Source organism: Anaerolactibacter massiliensis (assembly GCF_900290205.1).
Lineage (GTDB): Bacteria > Bacillota_I > Bacilli_A > Erysipelotrichales > Erysipelotrichaceae > Bulleidia > Bulleidia intestinalis.
This window is the reverse complement of the sequence record NZ_OLMH01000002.1, coordinates 1,186,509-1,202,305: the sequence shown is the minus strand read 5'-3', so window position 1 is coordinate 1,202,305 and position 15,797 is coordinate 1,186,509. Positions and strand designations below refer to the sequence as shown.

Annotated in this window: 14 protein-coding genes and 1 pseudogene; 10 read left to right on the top strand and 5 right to left on the bottom strand. The window is 51.0% G+C overall.

Going from position 1 to position 15,797, the window contains the following annotated elements; translation table 11 throughout:
• Positions 1-4 precede the first annotated feature (4 nt).
• Positions 5-301 (top strand): HU family DNA-binding protein, encoded by a 297-nt coding sequence (locus C7E00_RS09290; RefSeq protein ID WP_105304029.1) that lies wholly within the window; start codon positions 5-7, stop codon positions 299-301.
• 288 nt (positions 302-589) lie between these two features.
• Entirely contained in the window at positions 590-1,297 is a 708-nt protein-coding gene (locus C7E00_RS09285) for a hypothetical protein (RefSeq protein WP_105304028.1), read from the top strand.
• Between the two features lie 8 nt (positions 1,298-1,305).
• On the opposite strand, the gene C7E00_RS09280 is transcribed toward C7E00_RS09285, so the two are convergent.
• From C7E00_RS09280 to C7E00_RS16015, 5 genes are all read right to left on the bottom strand, one after another.
• Positions 1,306-1,737, bottom strand: a complete 432-nt coding sequence (locus tag C7E00_RS09280; RefSeq protein ID WP_135358201.1) for a hypothetical protein — start codon at positions 1,735-1,737, stop codon at positions 1,306-1,308.
• Between the two features lie 132 nt (positions 1,738-1,869).
• On the bottom strand, positions 1,870-2,280 hold the full coding sequence (locus tag C7E00_RS16030) for a hypothetical protein (protein WP_135358200.1): 411 nt from the start codon (positions 2,278-2,280) through the stop codon (positions 1,870-1,872).
• A gap of 1,391 nt (positions 2,281-3,671) precedes the next feature.
• Entirely contained in the window at positions 3,672-3,908 is a 237-nt protein-coding gene (locus tag C7E00_RS16025; RefSeq protein WP_135358199.1) for a hypothetical protein, read from the bottom strand.
• 51 nt (positions 3,909-3,959) lie between these two features.
• Complete coding sequence (locus C7E00_RS16020) at positions 3,960-4,568, bottom strand: hypothetical protein (RefSeq protein ID WP_135358198.1); 609 nt, start codon at positions 4,566-4,568, stop codon at positions 3,960-3,962.
• A 345-nt stretch (positions 4,569-4,913) separates the two neighbouring features.
• On the bottom strand, positions 4,914-5,222 hold the full coding sequence (locus tag C7E00_RS16015; RefSeq protein ID WP_135358197.1) for a hypothetical protein: 309 nt from the start codon (positions 5,220-5,222) through the stop codon (positions 4,914-4,916).
• Between the two features lie 67 nt (positions 5,223-5,289).
• On the opposite strand from C7E00_RS16015, the gene C7E00_RS16010 reads away from it, so the two are divergent.
• The 8 genes and pseudogenes from C7E00_RS16010 to gtfB all read left to right on the top strand — a co-directional run bounded on the left by C7E00_RS16010 (position 5,290) and on the right by gtfB (position 15,793).
• Positions 5,290-5,721, top strand: coding sequence for a hypothetical protein (locus C7E00_RS16010; RefSeq protein WP_135358196.1), 432 nt, complete (start codon positions 5,290-5,292; stop codon positions 5,719-5,721).
• A gap of 94 nt (positions 5,722-5,815) precedes the next feature.
• On the top strand, positions 5,816-7,015 hold the full coding sequence (locus tag C7E00_RS09265) for a hypothetical protein (RefSeq protein WP_105304024.1): 1,200 nt from the start codon (positions 5,816-5,818) through the stop codon (positions 7,013-7,015).
• Between the two features lie 19 nt (positions 7,016-7,034).
• Entirely contained in the window at positions 7,035-8,639 is a 1,605-nt protein-coding gene (asp1, locus tag C7E00_RS09260; RefSeq protein ID WP_167836543.1) for an accessory Sec system protein Asp1, read from the top strand.
• Positions 8,640-8,670: 31 nt separating this feature from the next.
• A pseudogene (gene asp2 / locus C7E00_RS09255) lies at positions 8,671-10,110 on the top strand (accessory Sec system protein Asp2).
• The gene (gene asp3 / locus C7E00_RS09245) at positions 10,103-10,549 is read left to right on the top strand and encodes an accessory Sec system protein Asp3 (RefSeq protein WP_105304020.1); all 447 of its coding nucleotides are present in this window, start codon (positions 10,103-10,105) and stop codon (positions 10,547-10,549) included. Before asp2 ends, asp3 begins: the two are co-directional and overlap by 8 nt.
• Positions 10,546-12,873 carry an accessory Sec system translocase SecA2 gene (secA2, locus tag C7E00_RS09240; RefSeq protein ID WP_105304019.1) on the top strand — a complete coding sequence of 776 codons (2,328 nt, stop codon included), beginning with the start codon at positions 10,546-10,548 and terminating at the stop codon, positions 12,871-12,873. The genes asp3 and secA2 overlap by 4 nt, the downstream gene beginning before the upstream one ends.
• 11 nt (positions 12,874-12,884) lie before the next feature.
• A complete protein-coding gene (gene gtfA / locus C7E00_RS09235; RefSeq protein WP_105304018.1) occupies positions 12,885-14,381 on the top strand; it encodes an accessory Sec system glycosyltransferase GtfA in 1,497 nt (498 codons plus the stop codon).
• Positions 14,354-15,793: an accessory Sec system glycosylation chaperone GtfB gene (gene gtfB / locus C7E00_RS09230; protein ID WP_105304017.1), complete on the top strand. Its 1,440-nt coding sequence runs from the start codon at positions 14,354-14,356 to the stop codon at positions 15,791-15,793. The genes gtfA and gtfB overlap by 28 nt, the downstream gene beginning before the upstream one ends.
• The last annotated feature ends 4 nt before the right edge of the window (positions 15,794-15,797 follow it).

Here is a 15,797-nt window from a genome sequence, read left to right as displayed (position 1 = left end):
GGCTATGTATAAGCCGGAAATCATATTCACCGGAAAGGATATTGCCCGCACCATCTCAGATACAAAAGGCATTACCCGCAAGCAGGCTGGCGAATATGTCGACACCGTATTCGAAGCCATGAAGGAGGAACTTGCAGAAGGGAAGAACATCTCCATTCACGGCTTCGGCAGATTCGAACAGAAAGTGCGCCCGGAACGCGGCGGGATCAATCCTCGCACGAAGGAAAAAGTACGTATCCCCGAATCCCGTACCGTTGTCTTCCATCCTGCAAAAGCACTAAAAGACAAAATCTCAGATTGAACCATAACCGCTGGCTGAAGCCGGCGGCTTTTATCTAAAAGCTCTTTCAGAAACTTTAACTGAAAATCACAGGAATTTTACAAGCAGTTGTCTGGCAGAAACATGCGCTCAATGTTAAAATGACTTTGCGTTAATAATGCGGTTTTTTGATATTCTTTTTTGGATAAACCGCAGAATTTACGCATCGCTCAGCAAAGCATACAGGAAGATTTATTTTCAGAAAATAAGAAATATTTCCTCTGGTCTTCCTGTTTCTTCTTTTAATCAGAAAACAGACAGGGTAGGTCTATGAAAACAAGAAAAGAAGATAGAAAATCAAAAGTTTCCAGAAAGCGGAAGAGCTCTCTCTTAGGGCGTGCTGCTGCCGCCGGAACCGTCATCGGAGCGACTTTCGCCGCCCATGGGAATACCGTCTATGCTCAGGAAATGGAATCTGAGAGTGCTGCGGACAGTGAGAGCGACTATACAGCAAATGCCCAGGCATCTGAGTCTGAAGCAGAATCCGTAAGCCCGGAATCTGAAAACGAAGCAGAGGCACAGCCTCAGTCCGAAGCCGAAGCCCAGCAGCAGAGCGAGCTGGAATCTGTTTATCTGGCAAGTGAATCTGCCGAAAAATCTGATTCGATTTCCACAGTTTCTGCTGCTTCTCAGTCTGAGTCTGCTGCCGAGATGCGCTCAGCACAGACTTCTGACATGCAATCCGCTTCTGCAGCTGCTTCTGAATCGCTGGCTCAGGAGAATCAGTCTCTCTTTGAAGCTTCCGGTTCTGCCGCAGTGAAATCTTCAGAAGAATCTTCCTCTTTGAACGCAGAAAGCATATCTGCCTCGAGGAGCAGATCCCTCAGCCTTTCTGCTGGTTCTGCAGCAGCAAGCACTTCTGCAAGCCAGAGCTTAGCCGCATCCGCTTCCAGCCAGAATGAGCAGGCCGCAAGCCAGTCTAAGAGCCAGAGCATTTCAGAGAGCACCAGCGCTTCGCTTTCTGTCAATGCAAGCTAGGCATCTTCTCAGAAATCTGCCATCTCTTCAGAAAGCGATGCTTCCGGAGATTCTGCTTCTCTTTCGCAATCAGCCGCAGCATCTTCTTCTATCTCTGCTTCAGAATCTCTGGCAGAGGAGAATGCTTCCCTGAACGCGATTTCCGGATCCGTTTCTGAATCGATCAGCACTTCTGCTTCGGCATCCGCTGCTTCTTCCCAAAGCATGAAGGCAAAAGAGAGCACCAGTGCTTCGGAAGCTTCTTCGAGCACTTCCGCTCGTGCAGCATCAGCTTCAGAAAGCAGAAGCATCTCTGCTTCCATGCGTTCTGCTTCCGAATCTGAAAGCACCTCTTTATCGGAAAGCACCGCTTCCATCAGAAAAAGCGAATCTCTCAGCAGAAGCACTTCGCTCTCTGCTGTTTCCAGTGAATCCCTGAGAAGGAGTGAGTCTCTGAGCAATGCAGGTACCTCTGCAAGCGACTCGTCCAGTACCTCTGCTTCTGCCGCAAAGTCGGCTTCTGCCTCTGCATCCGCAGTTCTTTCCGAGAAGACTTCCAGCAGTGCAAGCGAATCTCTTTCTGCCTCTGGTTCTCACAGTGCTTCCGGTTCCATTGCTGCCGCATCCGCATCCGAAAGCGAGAGCATTTCCGGAAGCCTCAGCGAATCTGAAGCAAGTGACAGTGCTTCTGCAAGCATCAGCGCAGTTTCGCAGAGTGAAGCTGATTCCATCAGCGGCAGCAAAGCGGACAGTCTCAGCGCATCCGAAAGCACTTCCCTCAGTACCATTGAATCCGAAAGCAGAAGCGCAGAAAGTGCCAGCACTTCGATTTCTGATTCCGCCAGTGCCAGCATGTCTGCCAGCGAATCTTCCTTAAGCACTTCTGCCAGTGCCTCTGCGGCTCTTTCAGAGTCCGCAAGAGACTCTGCTTCTGAAGCTGCTTCCACTTCCCTGAGCGAGGCCTCTGTTTCTGATTCAAAATCCGCAGCACTCTCAGAATCCAATTCTGTTTCTGCTTCTGCCAGTGCTTCAGAAAGTGTTATTAAGGCTTCTGAATCTGCTTCTGTCTATGAGAGTGAGAAGGCAAGTCTGGCATCTGAAATCATCGTAGCAAGTTGCGCATATGCATCTGCTTCTGAAGCGTTCTCTTCGTCGCATCTTGAGAATTCCTATCTGGAACAATTGATTTCCCAGATTGAGACTGCTCGCGCTAAATTGAAAAAAGTCAGGAAGATTTTCTTGCCATGGGCACGATCGTTTCTGGAGATTACTGGACAAAAGGCAATGAACTTGCTGATCTCTTAGTCAAATACCGTTTCTATCAGGAAAGTCAGGTTACCTCGATCTCTGAAGGCAGATGGGAACAGAATTCCGGAGCAGGAAACTATGTGAAAGTGACCTATGTAGGAAAAGACCAGCAGACTCATACAGCTTATTTTGATTACATCACAGTCGATAAGAATGGGAATCCGCTCTTTGATATTGAGAAGCAGGAAGGCTCTGAGGGGTCTTCTGATCCGAACGTGATCGGCGGAATTCTTGTTGTTCAGAAAACGCCTGGAGCAAATGGAAAGTTTATTCCTACAAATCGCAAGGACGTCGTAAGTTTCGGCAAAAAAGGATATGCATATTTCTCGGAAAAAGACTTTGAAAATGGAGTAGATGAATATCACAGCAACCGCAGTGCATTTACTTCAGTCTCTGAGAGTCTGAGCGAGCTTTCCTCTGAAGCCGGAAGCAGTTCTGAATCAGTTTTTTCCAGCCTGAGTGCAAGCAGGTCTCTTAGCGAAAGTCTCTCTTCTTCCAGCGAATCCGATTCAAAGAAACAATCTGAATCCGCTTCTTCCCGTTCGGCATCTGAGAGCGAATCTCAAAAAAACAGTCAATCTGCTTCGGAATCGGCTTCCGAGTCTGCCAGGAATTCTCAGTCAGCAAGCGCAAGCAGATCCGAGAGCCAGAGCCAGAGCACAAGCGAATCTGAGAGCGGTGCATCCGCAAGCGCAAGCAGATCTGCATCGAAGAGCATTTCCGCTTCAGAAAGTAAAGCAGCAAGTGAGAGTGGTTCCGCCAGCGCCAGTGAATCTGAAAGTAAAAGTCTTTCCGCTTCTGCAAGAAAGAGCGAGTCTGAAAGCATCAGCAGCTGGGAGAGTCAGAGCAGGAATATCAGTCAATCTGAGAGTCAATCAGCAAGCACCAGCAAATCCGTATCTGATAGCATCATTGCTTCAGGATCGGCAAGCAGATCATCCAGTCAGTCTTTCTCTGAAAGCGTCAGTACTTCAGAGAGCCTTAGCGGAAAACTGAGCGATTCTGCTTCTTTGAGTGCGAGAACCTCATCTTCTGCTTCTGCAGAACAGAGTGAATCTGTATCCGATGAAGGTAAGAGCAGTCTGAGTCAGTCTGAACAAGATAGCAGCTCGATCAAGGACAGCCTTTCTGCAAGCACTTCGGAATCAGAAAGCAGGAAGTTCTCTGAATCCGGTTCTGCTTCAGCAAGTGAGAAAGCTTCTGAAAGTGAATCCACTTCATTAAAGGAATCAGAATCCATCAGCACTGCCGCATCTGAATCAGCAAGCATCTCAGCTTTCAGGAGCAGTTCCGAGAGCCAGTCCCTCTCTGAAACGAAGAGCATTTCAGAGAGTGAATCTGCTTCGGCAAGCACTGCTTCAGAAGAAAGCCGTTCTCAGAGCCGTTCCATTTCTGAATCAGCAAGCTCTTCTGCAGAAGCAAGTGCTTCCTTGAGCACTGAACAGTCTGCATCCATCAGCAATTCCGGCAGCACAAGCATTTCCGCAAGTGAGAGTGCTTCCGGGAAAACCAGTACCTCTGCAAGCAGGTCTGCTTCCGAAAGCGCAGACGCATCTGCTTCAGATAGCAAATCTCTGAGTGAAAGCTCCAGTACTTCCGCAAGCATTTCTGCTTCAGCAAGCACCAGTGCCTCTGTCAGTGCAGATGGATCTGAGAGTATCAGCACTTCGATCAGCAATAGCAATTCTGCCAGCAGAAAAGACTCAGAGAACGAAAGCAGACATGCTAGCGAATCGGAATCAGAATCCAGAAAAGAATCTGCAAGCATGTCTGCATCTGTCAGTGACAGCAGCAGCAACAGTTTAGTCTCCGAGATTGAACACTCTGCATCTGTCAGTGCTTCTGAAAGCATCAGTGCTTCCCTCAGCAAGAGTACTTCTCTTAGTGTCAGCGGTAGTAATTCTTCAAGCTTATCTGCAAGCCAGAGCACCAGTGAATCTAAGAGCACTAGCACTTCGGCTAGTATCAGCGGTTCTTCAAGCACAAGTACATCAGCTTCTGCGAGTGTGAGTACTTCCGAATCTGAGAGTGAATCGGAGTCTGAGTCTGAGAGTATCAGTGAATCTGAAAGCATTAGCAGCTCTGAGAGCGAGTCTGAGTCTGAGAGCTCATCAGAATCTGAAAGTGCATCTGAATCCGAAAGCATCAGTACTTCCGAATCAGATAATGAATCTGAAAGCACCTCAACCATCACAAGTGAGTCTGAATCGGAGAGTGAGAGTCTTTCGACTTCAGGCAGTAAGTCTGAGTCTGATAGCACTAGTGCATCCGAAAGCGAGAGTGTTTCAGCTAGCAGCAGTGAGTCTGAAAGCATAAGTGGTTCGGAGAGTCAGGGCAAGAGCGCCAGCGAATCTGAAATTGTTTCCGTAAGCACCTCCACAAGCGAGTCTGAGTATGATAGCACAAGTGAATCAGAGACCGAGAGTCTTTCAGCTTCAGGCAGCAGGTTCGAATCAGAAAGTGAGAGTGCATCAGCTAGCAGCAGCGAGTCTGCAAGCATCAGCGGAAGCATATCAGGTTCTGAGAGTACTTCTGGTTCTGAAAGTGGATCAGTCAGTGAAAGCCGTTCTGCTTCACAGAGCACGGAGGCTGTTGTCAGTACTTCTTCAAGTATGGCTGATTCTGGGAGCGGAAGCATCAGTACTTCGGAGGGAAGCTTTGCTTCAGATCGCACAAGTGAATCTGAGACGGCAGCAGAAACTGTAATGGCAGGAGTTCAGTCTGCCAGTGCGACTGCTCCGGGTGCTAGTGCAGTTTCGGAGACTGGTTCTGAAAGTGTTTCGTCCGGGAGTGTTCTGGATGAAGCATCTGTCAGTGAGTCTGTTTCGGCTTCTGAGAGCAGCAGTCAGAGAGCAAGCTCGAGTGACAGTGCAAGTGCCGCAGCGAGCGAAAGCAAGTCTGCTTCTGCTTCGACGGCTGCTTCGGAGTCTGAGTCTCTGAACAGCAACAGCATTTCAAACAGCATCCGGATGTCGGCAGAAGATTCCTTCAGTGAGATGTCAAGCAATCATATGGCAGAGGGCAATGTCAGCGGAAATGAAGTCAGCGCTTCGCGGACGGCTTCAGCCGCTGGGACCGAGTCAAAGGAACTGGAAGAACTGAATGGGGCGGTTCTGCTTCAGGTGAGAAAGCATTAATCAGTCAGAAACACATAACTGGTCATTCGTCAGCCGGCGGATGACCATTATGCGTATCTGAAGAATTCAGGTTTATAGGAAGGATTCATTCTGGATGGAGAAACAGAAAACACATGAGCTGCGGAATCGGATTCTGTTCACGATTCTGGTTGCCGCAGTCTATCTGCTGTGCCGGAGCATTGTCCTGTATGGCATTGATCCGGATTCCCTCAATACCGGTGCCGCAGATGTGCAGGCATTGCTTTCGATGATGGTGAGCGGGGATCGCTATCGGGTGACGGTGATGGCACTTGGCATCATGCCGTATATCAATGCTTCGCTGCTGGTGCAGATTATCTTTGCGTTCCGCAGCTCCGCTTCAAGAGCGAAGATTTCGAAAATGGAAAGTGATCGCTGGATGCGCACAGCTGCGATCCTGTTCAGCATCGTGATGGCAATCATGAGGTCTTATGAGCTGACCTACCAAAACGATCTCGGACCGATCTGGGCATTGAGGCTGATCGTGACTCTCGAGATGATTGCCGGAGCAGCAGGAATCAGCTATCTCTGCTTTGAGAATGAAAAACATGGCATCGGTGCTTCGATGCCGATTATTCTGATCAACATCGTGACTTCGCTGGTTCAGAACATGAATGCGAATCATTTCTTCGAATTCCGGCAGATGATATGGCTGTGCGTGATTGTGATTATCGGAACGGTTCTGATGGAAAATTCGATTATCCGGATTCCGCTGCAGAGAGTATCGATTCATAACGTGCATGCGGATCAGAACTATCTTGCCTATAAGCGGGCTCCGATGGGCATCATGCCCGTGATGTTTGCGGCTTCCGCATTTTTCGCCCCATATTATTTCGTGAAGATGCTGGCGTATTTCTTCCCGGAGAATGCATCGCTTGCTTCGGCAAGTGAGAATCTGGTGCTTACCAAGCCGCTCGGGGTCGGAGTCTATCTGATTCTGATTGTGGTGCTTTCCGTGGTGTTCTCGATGCTGATGCTGAATCCGAAGGAAACAGCGCATCAGCTGCAGCGCAATGGCGACAGCATCATCGGCTTAGCAGCAGGAAAGAAGACGAAGAGGTATCTGACTGGCATTGTGCTGAAGTGGAGTTTTCTCAGCGGGTTCCTGCAGATGCTGTGCATGGCTGTTTCCATGGGGCTTTCGCTCAGGGGACAGATTCCTGCAGCGCTTGCGATGGTGCCGTCTTCGGTGATGATTCTTGTCAGTATCGTTTGCAGCTTCGTGCAGGAAATCGGAACATACTACCGGTATGACGCCTATCGGTTCTTCTTGTGATGTGAGAAAGGAGAGAGCTATGCAGTATTTCATTCCGGCGTGGTATCAGGAAAATGACTGGAGAGAAAACGAACAGGTCTGGTATCGGTCAAGGACGGTCACGGAGTTCGATGATACCGTCAAGCAGGTCCAGCTGTTCTTCCGCCGCAAGGTTGCTCCTCTGGAGGTCGTGCTGCTGAGTTTTTCCCCGAACTTCCGCCATTTCCTGCATCGCCAGGGGGTCTATCATGTGCCGTACTGGTCGTGCTTTGATGCGATGCAGGGCATTTCAGTAAGAGCCATGCATACGTTCTCGTTTCATGATCTTTCGTGGCCGGAAGACGTGGAATTCGTATATTCGCCATTTGCCGTGCTCGTCATGCACAATCGTGAGAAGTATGCAGAGATCAGCTTCGCAGAAGATGGAAACATGTTCCGGGTGGATCTGTTCCGGAATGGCCTGATGAGTGCGAGCAATTTCTATGATGACCGCGGGTTTGTATCGCAGCAGATTGCTTATGAGAACGGAGTTGCTTCGTTCCAGAGATATTTTGATGAGCAGGGAGTATGGAAGTTTGCAAGATATCTGGAGGATGGACATGTCGTCATCAACCCGGAGAGTGCATTCTTCCTGCATGGCAATGAAAAGGTTCCTTATGCAAAGCAGCGTTATCAGAATCTTGATGAAGTCATTGCCGAAGTCCTGGCTGATTTTCTGAAGGATACTTCAGAAGAAGATGTGTTCACGATTGCGATGCATCCGCTGCATTCCGAGCTGCTGAATACGGTTCTGAAAGAGAGGCCGAAGATTCTGTCGTTCTTCGAACGCAGAATGGAGGCACATGCCTTCACAGAAGCAGAACAGGAACTGCTGGATTCGGCTGGCTGCATCGTTGCGGATAAACAAAGCACTGCAGAAGAAGTGAAGAAGCATCTGCATCGCGATACGCCGATCCGGGTCATCACGCCTTATGAGACGAGAGTTGAGTTCGGCATCAGCCAGCATCTGCATGTTCAGAATATTCTGGCGGCTTGCGATGATCTGTCCGAAGAGCAGTTTGACCGCATGATCGTGCTGCTGGGCGGATATATCCGGAATCAGAATCATCGGGCAAGGGTCTGCCTGTTCACGCGGTCTTCGAAGTATGACGAGAAGATCGGCTTGCTGAAGCGGGCTCAGAATGCCCTCAGCAGAGCAGGCATGAATCCGGAGATGGCAGGAACTGAAGAAGGAGTCAGAGAGAATGATGTCTTAGAAGATCCGCTGGTCAGAGTATTTTCTGTCGCACAGTGCGTGGATGAGATGCATGTGAGCAGAACGCTCCGGGAACAGAGGGTAGTATGCGATCTGTCACCGCTGCCGGATCAGTTCCTGGAGATTTCTGCCATGAGCATGGGCATTCCGCAGATCACGATGCAGAAGACAGAATATATCGAGGACGGAAGGAACGGAAAGATCCTGAAGGACCTTTCCGGACTGCCCGAAGCAGCGGATTACTATCTGGGCAGCGTGGCGCATTTCAATGAAGCGCAGATTGCGTCTTATGATCTTGGCAGCCGGTTCACGGCGCCGGAGCTTGAGAAGGCATGGAAGGAGGTGATTCAGATTGATCAGCATTCAGGCACTGCAGCTGGGCGGGAATGATCTCTCTCTGGAGGTTGTTTTCAGCGAGGATGTGAAATGGAATTATGAGCCGGAGCTGAATGCTTCGGATCCCGAATATGACATCGCCTTCATTCTGAGAGAACTCAGCGAAGAAGAAGCGAAGTATCTGAATCGCCATGTGCGGGCCCACTGCCTGTTCTTCCTGGCAGGGCTGAAGCAGAATTCCGCAATGGAATGGCTGAGGAAAGCGAGAGCCGGACAGGAGATTTCTGCAGCAGATCTGAAGCCGTTTCTTTCGGATCAGCTGAAGAACTATGAGTCGAGGTCGTATGGCGAGAAGTTCGATCCGCATATGATGTCGGTCTCTCCGTATTTCCACGGTTCCGTGACGTGGCATGGATACACGGAGGCAGTCCTGGAAGGATCGTTCGGAGATACGATGCACCAGGCAGTATTCTGGCGCGGCAATATCCCGGTGGAAGAAGGCCAGGCAATTGATTTCTGGCTGGAGTATGAGAAGGATGATAGTGTCTCGATCGAACTGCAGATCATCCAGTTCCCGCGGGGCAGTGTTTCGGCGATTCAGAATACCTGGACCTTCTCAGAAGCAGATCTGAGGCAGCCGGTGACGATTGATAACGAGAAGCTTTCCGGGCCGGTATTTGTTTCTTTGAATGCGTGCGGGCATGGAAAACTGAAGATCCGGGCGCTGCATGACCGTTATTCCAGAAGAGGCGCAGGTGCCTTTCTCCCTGGCGGAAAACGGCTTGTCACTGCTGATGGAGAAGAAGTATTCACGTATTTTGATCCGGGGGATCTGAAACCGCCATTATGTGTGTATTTCTCCGGTTACAAGACCATGGAAGGCTTTGAAGGATACCGGATGATGAGAAGGATGGGATGCCCGTTTCTTCTGATCAGCGAATCAAGGCTTGAGGGCGGAGCGTTTTATCTTGGCAGCGAGGAATATGAATCGCTGATTGTCAGCGCCATCAGAAAAGCGTGCGGGGAACTCGGGTTCTCTGAGAATCAGGTCGTGCTCTCGGGACTTTCGATGGGCACGTTTGCGGCATTGTATTATGCGATGCGCATTGCGGCTGGCAATGTGATTGTCGGAAAACCATTAGTCAGTCTCGGCAATGTGGCTGAAAATGAACGCCTTGTGAGACCGGGATTGTTTGCGACCTCGCTCGATGTGCTGTGGAAGTCGGAAGGCAGTCTCAGCCAAGAGGCAGTAAAAGCGCTTAATGCGCGTTTCTGGGATCGGTTTGAAAAGACCGACTGGTCCGGCCGGACGATCTATGCGGCTTACATGATTGAAGATGACTATGACTAGGATGCGTATCAGAAGCTTCTGGCACATATGAAGGGCAGTCAGGCAAAGCTGATCGGCAAAGGCCTGCATGGCCGTCATAACGATGATACGCATGGCATTGTCAGCTGGTTTATCTGGCAGTATCACCGTGTGCTGCGGGAAGAATTCGGAAGAGAGCAGAAGCAGGATGAATGAACTTGAAAACAGCTGGACGATAACCTGGAACGAAAATGCCGGCGATACGTATCTGTACGGATCAGAGATCAGGTTTATTGCCCAGGATGATGTGGAATTCCGTAATGCACTGATGCCGGCCGGAACGGTGATCAAGGTCTGGTATTCGATGGTTAACTATCAGGCCGGCAGAATCGAGCCTTCGCTTCCCATTATTGATGGGGAAGGAAGCTATCATGTTTCCCTGAAGATCGACACGGATGTGCCGCAGGGAATTTTTCTGCGTTTTGTATTTCATGGAAAAAACGGAGAGGAAGCAGGAAGTCGGGTCATGGACGAGCCGGAGATGGATCTGAAGTGTCCGCTGAAGGCATACAGCTATGAAGCACAGCTGATCTGTGCCGGGGCCCATGCATTCCATTTCCATTCCTTCACGATCACGGAGACCGCTAGACAATGACAGACAGAAAGCTGAAACAGATTGCAGATGCCGTGAAAGCATCTGCCGTAAAGATCTCCCGGCTGAGCGATCAGGAGCTCAGGCTGGAGACGAAGAGACTGAAGCAGGAGCTTTCAGAAGGAAAGAGCCTGGATGAGATTCTTCCGGAAGCCTATGCAGCAATTGCTGAGGCAGATCGCAGAATCCTCGGGATCTATCCGTTTGACGAGCAGATCTACGGGGCTGCTGCACTGCATCAGGGGTGCTTAGCGGAAATGAATACCGGCGAAGGAAAGACGCTCACGGCAACGATGCCGCTGTATCTCCATGCCTTAACCGGAAAGAGCACGATTCTGGTCACGGCGAATGAATACCTGGCTTATCGTGATGCAGAGCAGATGCGGCCGGTCTTTTCCTTCATGGGCCTGACGGAGAGGGCCGGGGTCTCCAGAACTCCGGATCATTCCTTTACCAATGATGAGAAGCGGGTGAATTATGCGGCAGATATTCTGTATACGACGCACAGCGTGCTGGCATTTGACTACCTGCTCAACAACCTCGTGATGCGGGCGGAAGACCGGTTCCTGCGTCCGTTTGAGTTCATCCTGATCGATGAAGCTGATTCCGTACTGCTGGATGGCGCGCAGATGCCCCTGGTCATCTCCGGTTCGCCAAGAGTGCAGTCGGATCTTTATGCCAGTGCGGATTTCTTTGTTTCGACGCTGGAAGAAGGAAGAGACTATGAGACCGAAGAGAAGTCAGTCTGGCTCACGGAGGAAGGGACTGCCTATGCAGAACGGTTCTTCGGGATTGACAATCTCTATGCGCATGAGAACTTCGAGCTGAACCGGCATATTCAGCTGTCTTTAAGAGCCAGAGTGCTGTTTCTGATTCAGAAGGACTACATGATCTCCGATTCCGGGGAGATTGTCCTGCTCGATAACAGCACCGGCAGAAGCCTGCCTGGCATGAAGCTCAGGGGCGGGGTTCATCAGGCCATTGAACAGAAAGAACACCTGGAGCTTTCCCAGGAGCAGCGTTCAGTCGCTTCGATCACGTACCAGAATCTGTTCCTGATGTTTCCGAAGATGTGCGGCATGAGCGGCACCTTCTTTGATGCGAGAAAAGAGCTGCGCCAGGTGTATCACAAGCGGGTGGTCATTGTTCCGCCTCATAAGAAGCTGCAGCGCATCGATCGGGAAGACCGGTATTTCATGACGGCTGAAGAGCAGTTTGAAGCAGCCCTGAAAGAAGCGTTGAACCATCACGCGACCGGGCAGCCGGTGCTGATCGTCACGGCGACGATCCAGGATACGCAGATCTTCTCGCGGATGCTGGTAGATCGCCATGTGCCGCACAGCGTTCTGAATGCAAGCAATGCATACTGGGAAGCGGAGATCATCGCTGCGGCCGGCAGGAAGAATGCGGTGACGGTATCGACCGGCATGGCTGGCAGAGGCACCGATATCAAGCTGGAAGACGGTGTGCAGGAACTTGGCGGACTGGCGGTGATCGGCATCGGCCGCATGGAGAATACCCGTCTGGAGCGGCAGGCCAGAGGCAGAGCAGGCCGCCAGGGCGATCCTGGAAGCAGCCAGTTCTTCGTATCGCTGGAAGATGAGATTGTGACGGAAATGTTTCCTGATCAGACGGAAGCGGTGCTTTCCGGAAAGAAATCCATCTCCCATGGGCGGCTGAAGCGCCTGATCCAGCGGGCTCAGCGGACCATGGAAGAGCAGAGTGTCGCAACCCGCGAGCAGGCAGTCCGGTATGATCAGATTCTGAGAAGACAGAGAGAGATCCTCTATGCCGCAAGAAATCGGCTGCTGGATGGCGAAGCCGTGCAGGAAGATCTGCTGAAGCAGATCGTGCATGAGAACCTGAAGCGGTTCGTGAAGAGCCATCGCTCTCTTTCAGAAAGCGATCTCTGCCGCTATGTGCTCGATCATCTTTCGTATGAAGTGAATCCGGAAGTGCTTTCTCTGTCCCCTCAGAAAGATTCTGCGGGTCTTCTGAACAGGCTGGAGGCTTATGCGGACGGACTGCTGAAGCAGAAAGAAGATTCGTTTGAGAATGCAGAGCAGCTGCAGGAGTTCGAGCGCGCATGCATGCTGAAGGCGCTGGATGAAGGATGGATCGAGGAAGTCGACTATCTGCAGCAGCTGCAGTATGCGATCACCTCGCGAGGAACTGCCCAGCGGAACCCGATCTTCGAATACAGCCGGGAGGCATACCATTCCTTTGAAAATATGGAGCAGACGATGATGGAGAACATTGCCCGCAACTTCTTCCTGGCTGAAATAGGGCAGGGGTCTGACGGGAAGCAGATGATTCTGTTTCCGTAAGGAGAAGCGCGATGATCTACAATTTCAATCTCGGCATCGGCTGGGCATCCAGCGGCGTCGAATATGCGCAGCTCTATCGGGCCAGGATGTTCCGGGTGCTGAAAGAACCGGCTAAGTTCATCTTCACTGATATGTTTCCCCAGGAGAACATCGAGCATTTCACGAAGCATATCGGCTTTGCGGATGACGAAGTGATCTGGCTGTATACGTATTTCACCGATTTCCGCATTTCGCCGGTGACTTATACGCTGAAGCAGTTCGAAGCGACGCTTGCCGATCAGAAGTTCAGCGTGAGCAGAACAGGCAGGATCGGAAGGCTGCAGTTTCAGGATCCGGGTCACTACTGCACCATCTACTTCACGGATGAGAAACAGGATCTGGTTCATCGGGTGGAGTTTGTATCGCATGGGGCTCTGATCCGCAAGGACTACTTCACATACGGAAGAATTTATTCGGAATACTATGCACCCCTGGATGGAAGCGCGCACCTGTATCAGAGAAGGTTCTTTCATGAAGATGGGTCCATTGCCTATGAAGAACTGACCGGTCCGAAGAATTCAATGTTCCGCTTTCCGGATCATATCTTCTATTCGAAAGAAGACTTCGTCGGCTACTTCGTGCAGTGCCTGCATCTTTCCGGACAGGATACCGTGATCGTCGATCGGACGACCGGCATCGGCCAGGCAATCTTCGAGAATGCCGGCCAGGCAAGAATCGGCATCGTCGTGCATGCGGATCATTACAGCGTATCCGGAACGGATGATACGCACATTCTCTGGAATAACTACTATGAGTATCCCTTTGATCTGTACCGCCATATCAGCTTCTTCATCACCTCGACCATTGCTCAGAAACAGAAGATGGCAGCGCAGTTTGAACACTATGTCGGAGCTGTTCCGAAGATCGAGGTGATCCCGGTCGGGAGCCTTGATCAGCTGATCTATCCGAAGAAACCCAGAAAACCGTATTCGATTGTGACTGCATCGAGGCTTGCCAGCGAGAAACATCTGGACTGGGTCATTGAAGCCTGCGTGCTTGCCAAGGCGGATGTGTCTGAACTGACGCTGGATATCTGCGGAGCAGGCAGCGAGTATCAGCGGCTTGAAAGTCTGATCAGGGAACGGAATGCTTCGCGGTATATTCATCTGCTCGGTCAGCAGGAAATGAAAGACCTCTATCAGGACTATGAGCTGTATCTTTCCGGTTCGACGAGCGAAGGATTCGGGCTCAGCCTCATGGAAGCAGTCGGCAGCGGCTTGGCGATGATCGGTTTCGATGTTCCTTATGGAAATCCTTCCTTTATCCGTAACGGGAAGAACGGAACGCTGATTCCGGTTTCGGAAACGATGAGCGACCAGGAGCGGGTACAGGCACTGTCTGATGCGGTTGTGCAGTATTTCCTGACGGCTGATCGCAGGGCATATTCGGAATGTTCTTATGAGATTGCTTCAGAGTATCTCACAGAAAACGTGGTGCAGAAATGGAAAAGCGTGATACAGGCAGAGTAAAAGAGGAAGGAATCCTGCTTCTTGATCATTATGATGAAGCAGCAGAGATGCTGAAAGATTCGTTCCGGAGTGCGGGTTTTTCCGGGCAGGTGGTCGTGCTTTCCGAAGAAGCGTCGCTGCCGGATGATGTCCTTTCTCTGTACCGCATGTTCTGTTACGATGAAACTGCGGGTGCGCTTTGCGGAGCAGTCCATGTGCCAAGGAAGAAAAGCGAGGCTGAGATTCAGGCGTACCGTCTAGGACATGCGGGCTGGCTGCCGGGCACGAGCAGGTATTTCAATCAGATCGAGCTGCCGGATTACTGGGAGATCAGTGCGGACGGCATGTCGGCAAGGGTCTATGACCGCAATCACCTGAGAGCCCGGATCTTCTATGCAAAGACTCCGCATAGCCGGATTGTCAGCGATGCGGACTGGCTGGATGAAAACGGAACCGTGCGGTTCACCGATCACTATGATCTCCATGGTCTTCTCTATGCAAGAACGATCTTCAATGAGAAAGGCGAGCGGTTCTCCTGCTCGTGGATGGATGAAGAAGGAAGAGAACGGATCGTCGAGAACTATGTGACCGGAGATATTCTGGTCAATCGGAATGGGATGACGGAGCTGTTCAGCGGCCGGACGGAACTGGCGGTTTCTCTGATCAGGGAGCTTGGCTATGAAGGACAGCGGATCTTCTATAATTCGCTGTCGACGCCGCTGTTTGTCAGCGAGAGGCTGGCTTCTTGCAAAGCAGGCAATGTCCTGTTCTGGCAAGAGGAGCCAAGAGACGATATTCCCGGAAACATGCAGATGATCCTGGCAGGAAACTCGCATACGAAGGAAATCCTCGTGCAGAACAGAAAGAGCTGCCGAAAGCTGCTGTCGCTCGGGGCTTCTTCGGAAGAGGTGCGTCCGTTTGGATTCGTGTACGCGTTTGACCATGCAGGAAGGAACCGGAATGAGGTGCTGATCTGCACAAACTCGGATCAGATCGCTTCGCTGGAAGAACTCGTGAAGGGACTGCCGGAGATGAAATTCCGGATTGCGGCAGTCACGGAGATGTCTTCGAAGCTGCTGGCCTTCGGGTCTTATCCGAATGTGCGGCTGTATCCTGCTGCTTCCCGGCAGATCCTGAATCAGCTCTTTGCGGCGTGCGGCTGGTATTTCGATATCAACTACGGGAGTGAGATCGTCTCGGCTGTGAAGCATGCATTCCTCAATGAGATGCTGATCATGGGCTTTTCATCCACACTGCATCGGCCGCAGTATGTGGCGGAAGAGCATGTGTTTGCGGATGCGGAAGGGCTGATTGCAGAAGTGAAGAAGCTGATGGCATCAGAATCCATGCAGGAAGAACATCTGTCTCTTCAGAAACAGGCAGCGATGTCAGAGCCGATCACCTCTTATCAGCACTTGTTTCTGAATCACTGATCTG

What these genes read in the sequence shown, in the direction of transcription:
- C7E00_RS09290 (WP_105304029.1), top strand. Translation starts at nt 5, where the DNA reads ATGTATAAGCCGGAAATCATATTCACCGGAAAGGATATTGCCCGCACC.
- gtfB (WP_105304017.1), top strand. Translation starts at nt 14,354, where the DNA reads ATGGAAAAGCGTGATACAGGCAGAGTAAAAGAGGAAGGAATCCTGCTT.
- asp3 (WP_105304020.1), top strand. Translation starts at nt 10,103, where the DNA reads ATGAATGAACTTGAAAACAGCTGGACGATAACCTGGAACGAAAATGCC.
- C7E00_RS16025 (WP_135358199.1), bottom strand. Translation starts at nt 3,908, where the DNA reads ATGCTCTTCGTTTCAGAGAGGGACTGGCTCTCGGAACTGCTCCTGAAA.
- gtfA (WP_105304018.1), top strand. Translation starts at nt 12,885, where the DNA reads ATGATCTACAATTTCAATCTCGGCATCGGCTGGGCATCCAGCGGCGTC.
- C7E00_RS09285 (WP_105304028.1), top strand. Translation starts at nt 590, where the DNA reads ATGAAAACAAGAAAAGAAGATAGAAAATCAAAAGTTTCCAGAAAGCGG.
- C7E00_RS09265 (WP_105304024.1), top strand. Translation starts at nt 5,816, where the DNA reads ATGGAGAAACAGAAAACACATGAGCTGCGGAATCGGATTCTGTTCACG.
- C7E00_RS16010 (WP_135358196.1), top strand. Translation starts at nt 5,290, where the DNA reads ATGGCAGGAGTTCAGTCTGCCAGTGCGACTGCTCCGGGTGCTAGTGCA.
- secA2 (WP_105304019.1), top strand. Translation starts at nt 10,546, where the DNA reads ATGACAGACAGAAAGCTGAAACAGATTGCAGATGCCGTGAAAGCATCT.
- asp1 (WP_167836543.1), top strand. Translation starts at nt 7,035, where the DNA reads ATGCAGTATTTCATTCCGGCGTGGTATCAGGAAAATGACTGGAGAGAA.
- C7E00_RS16015 (WP_135358197.1), bottom strand. Translation starts at nt 5,222, where the DNA reads ATGCTTCCGCTCCCAGAATCAGCCATACTTGAAGAAGTACTGACAACA.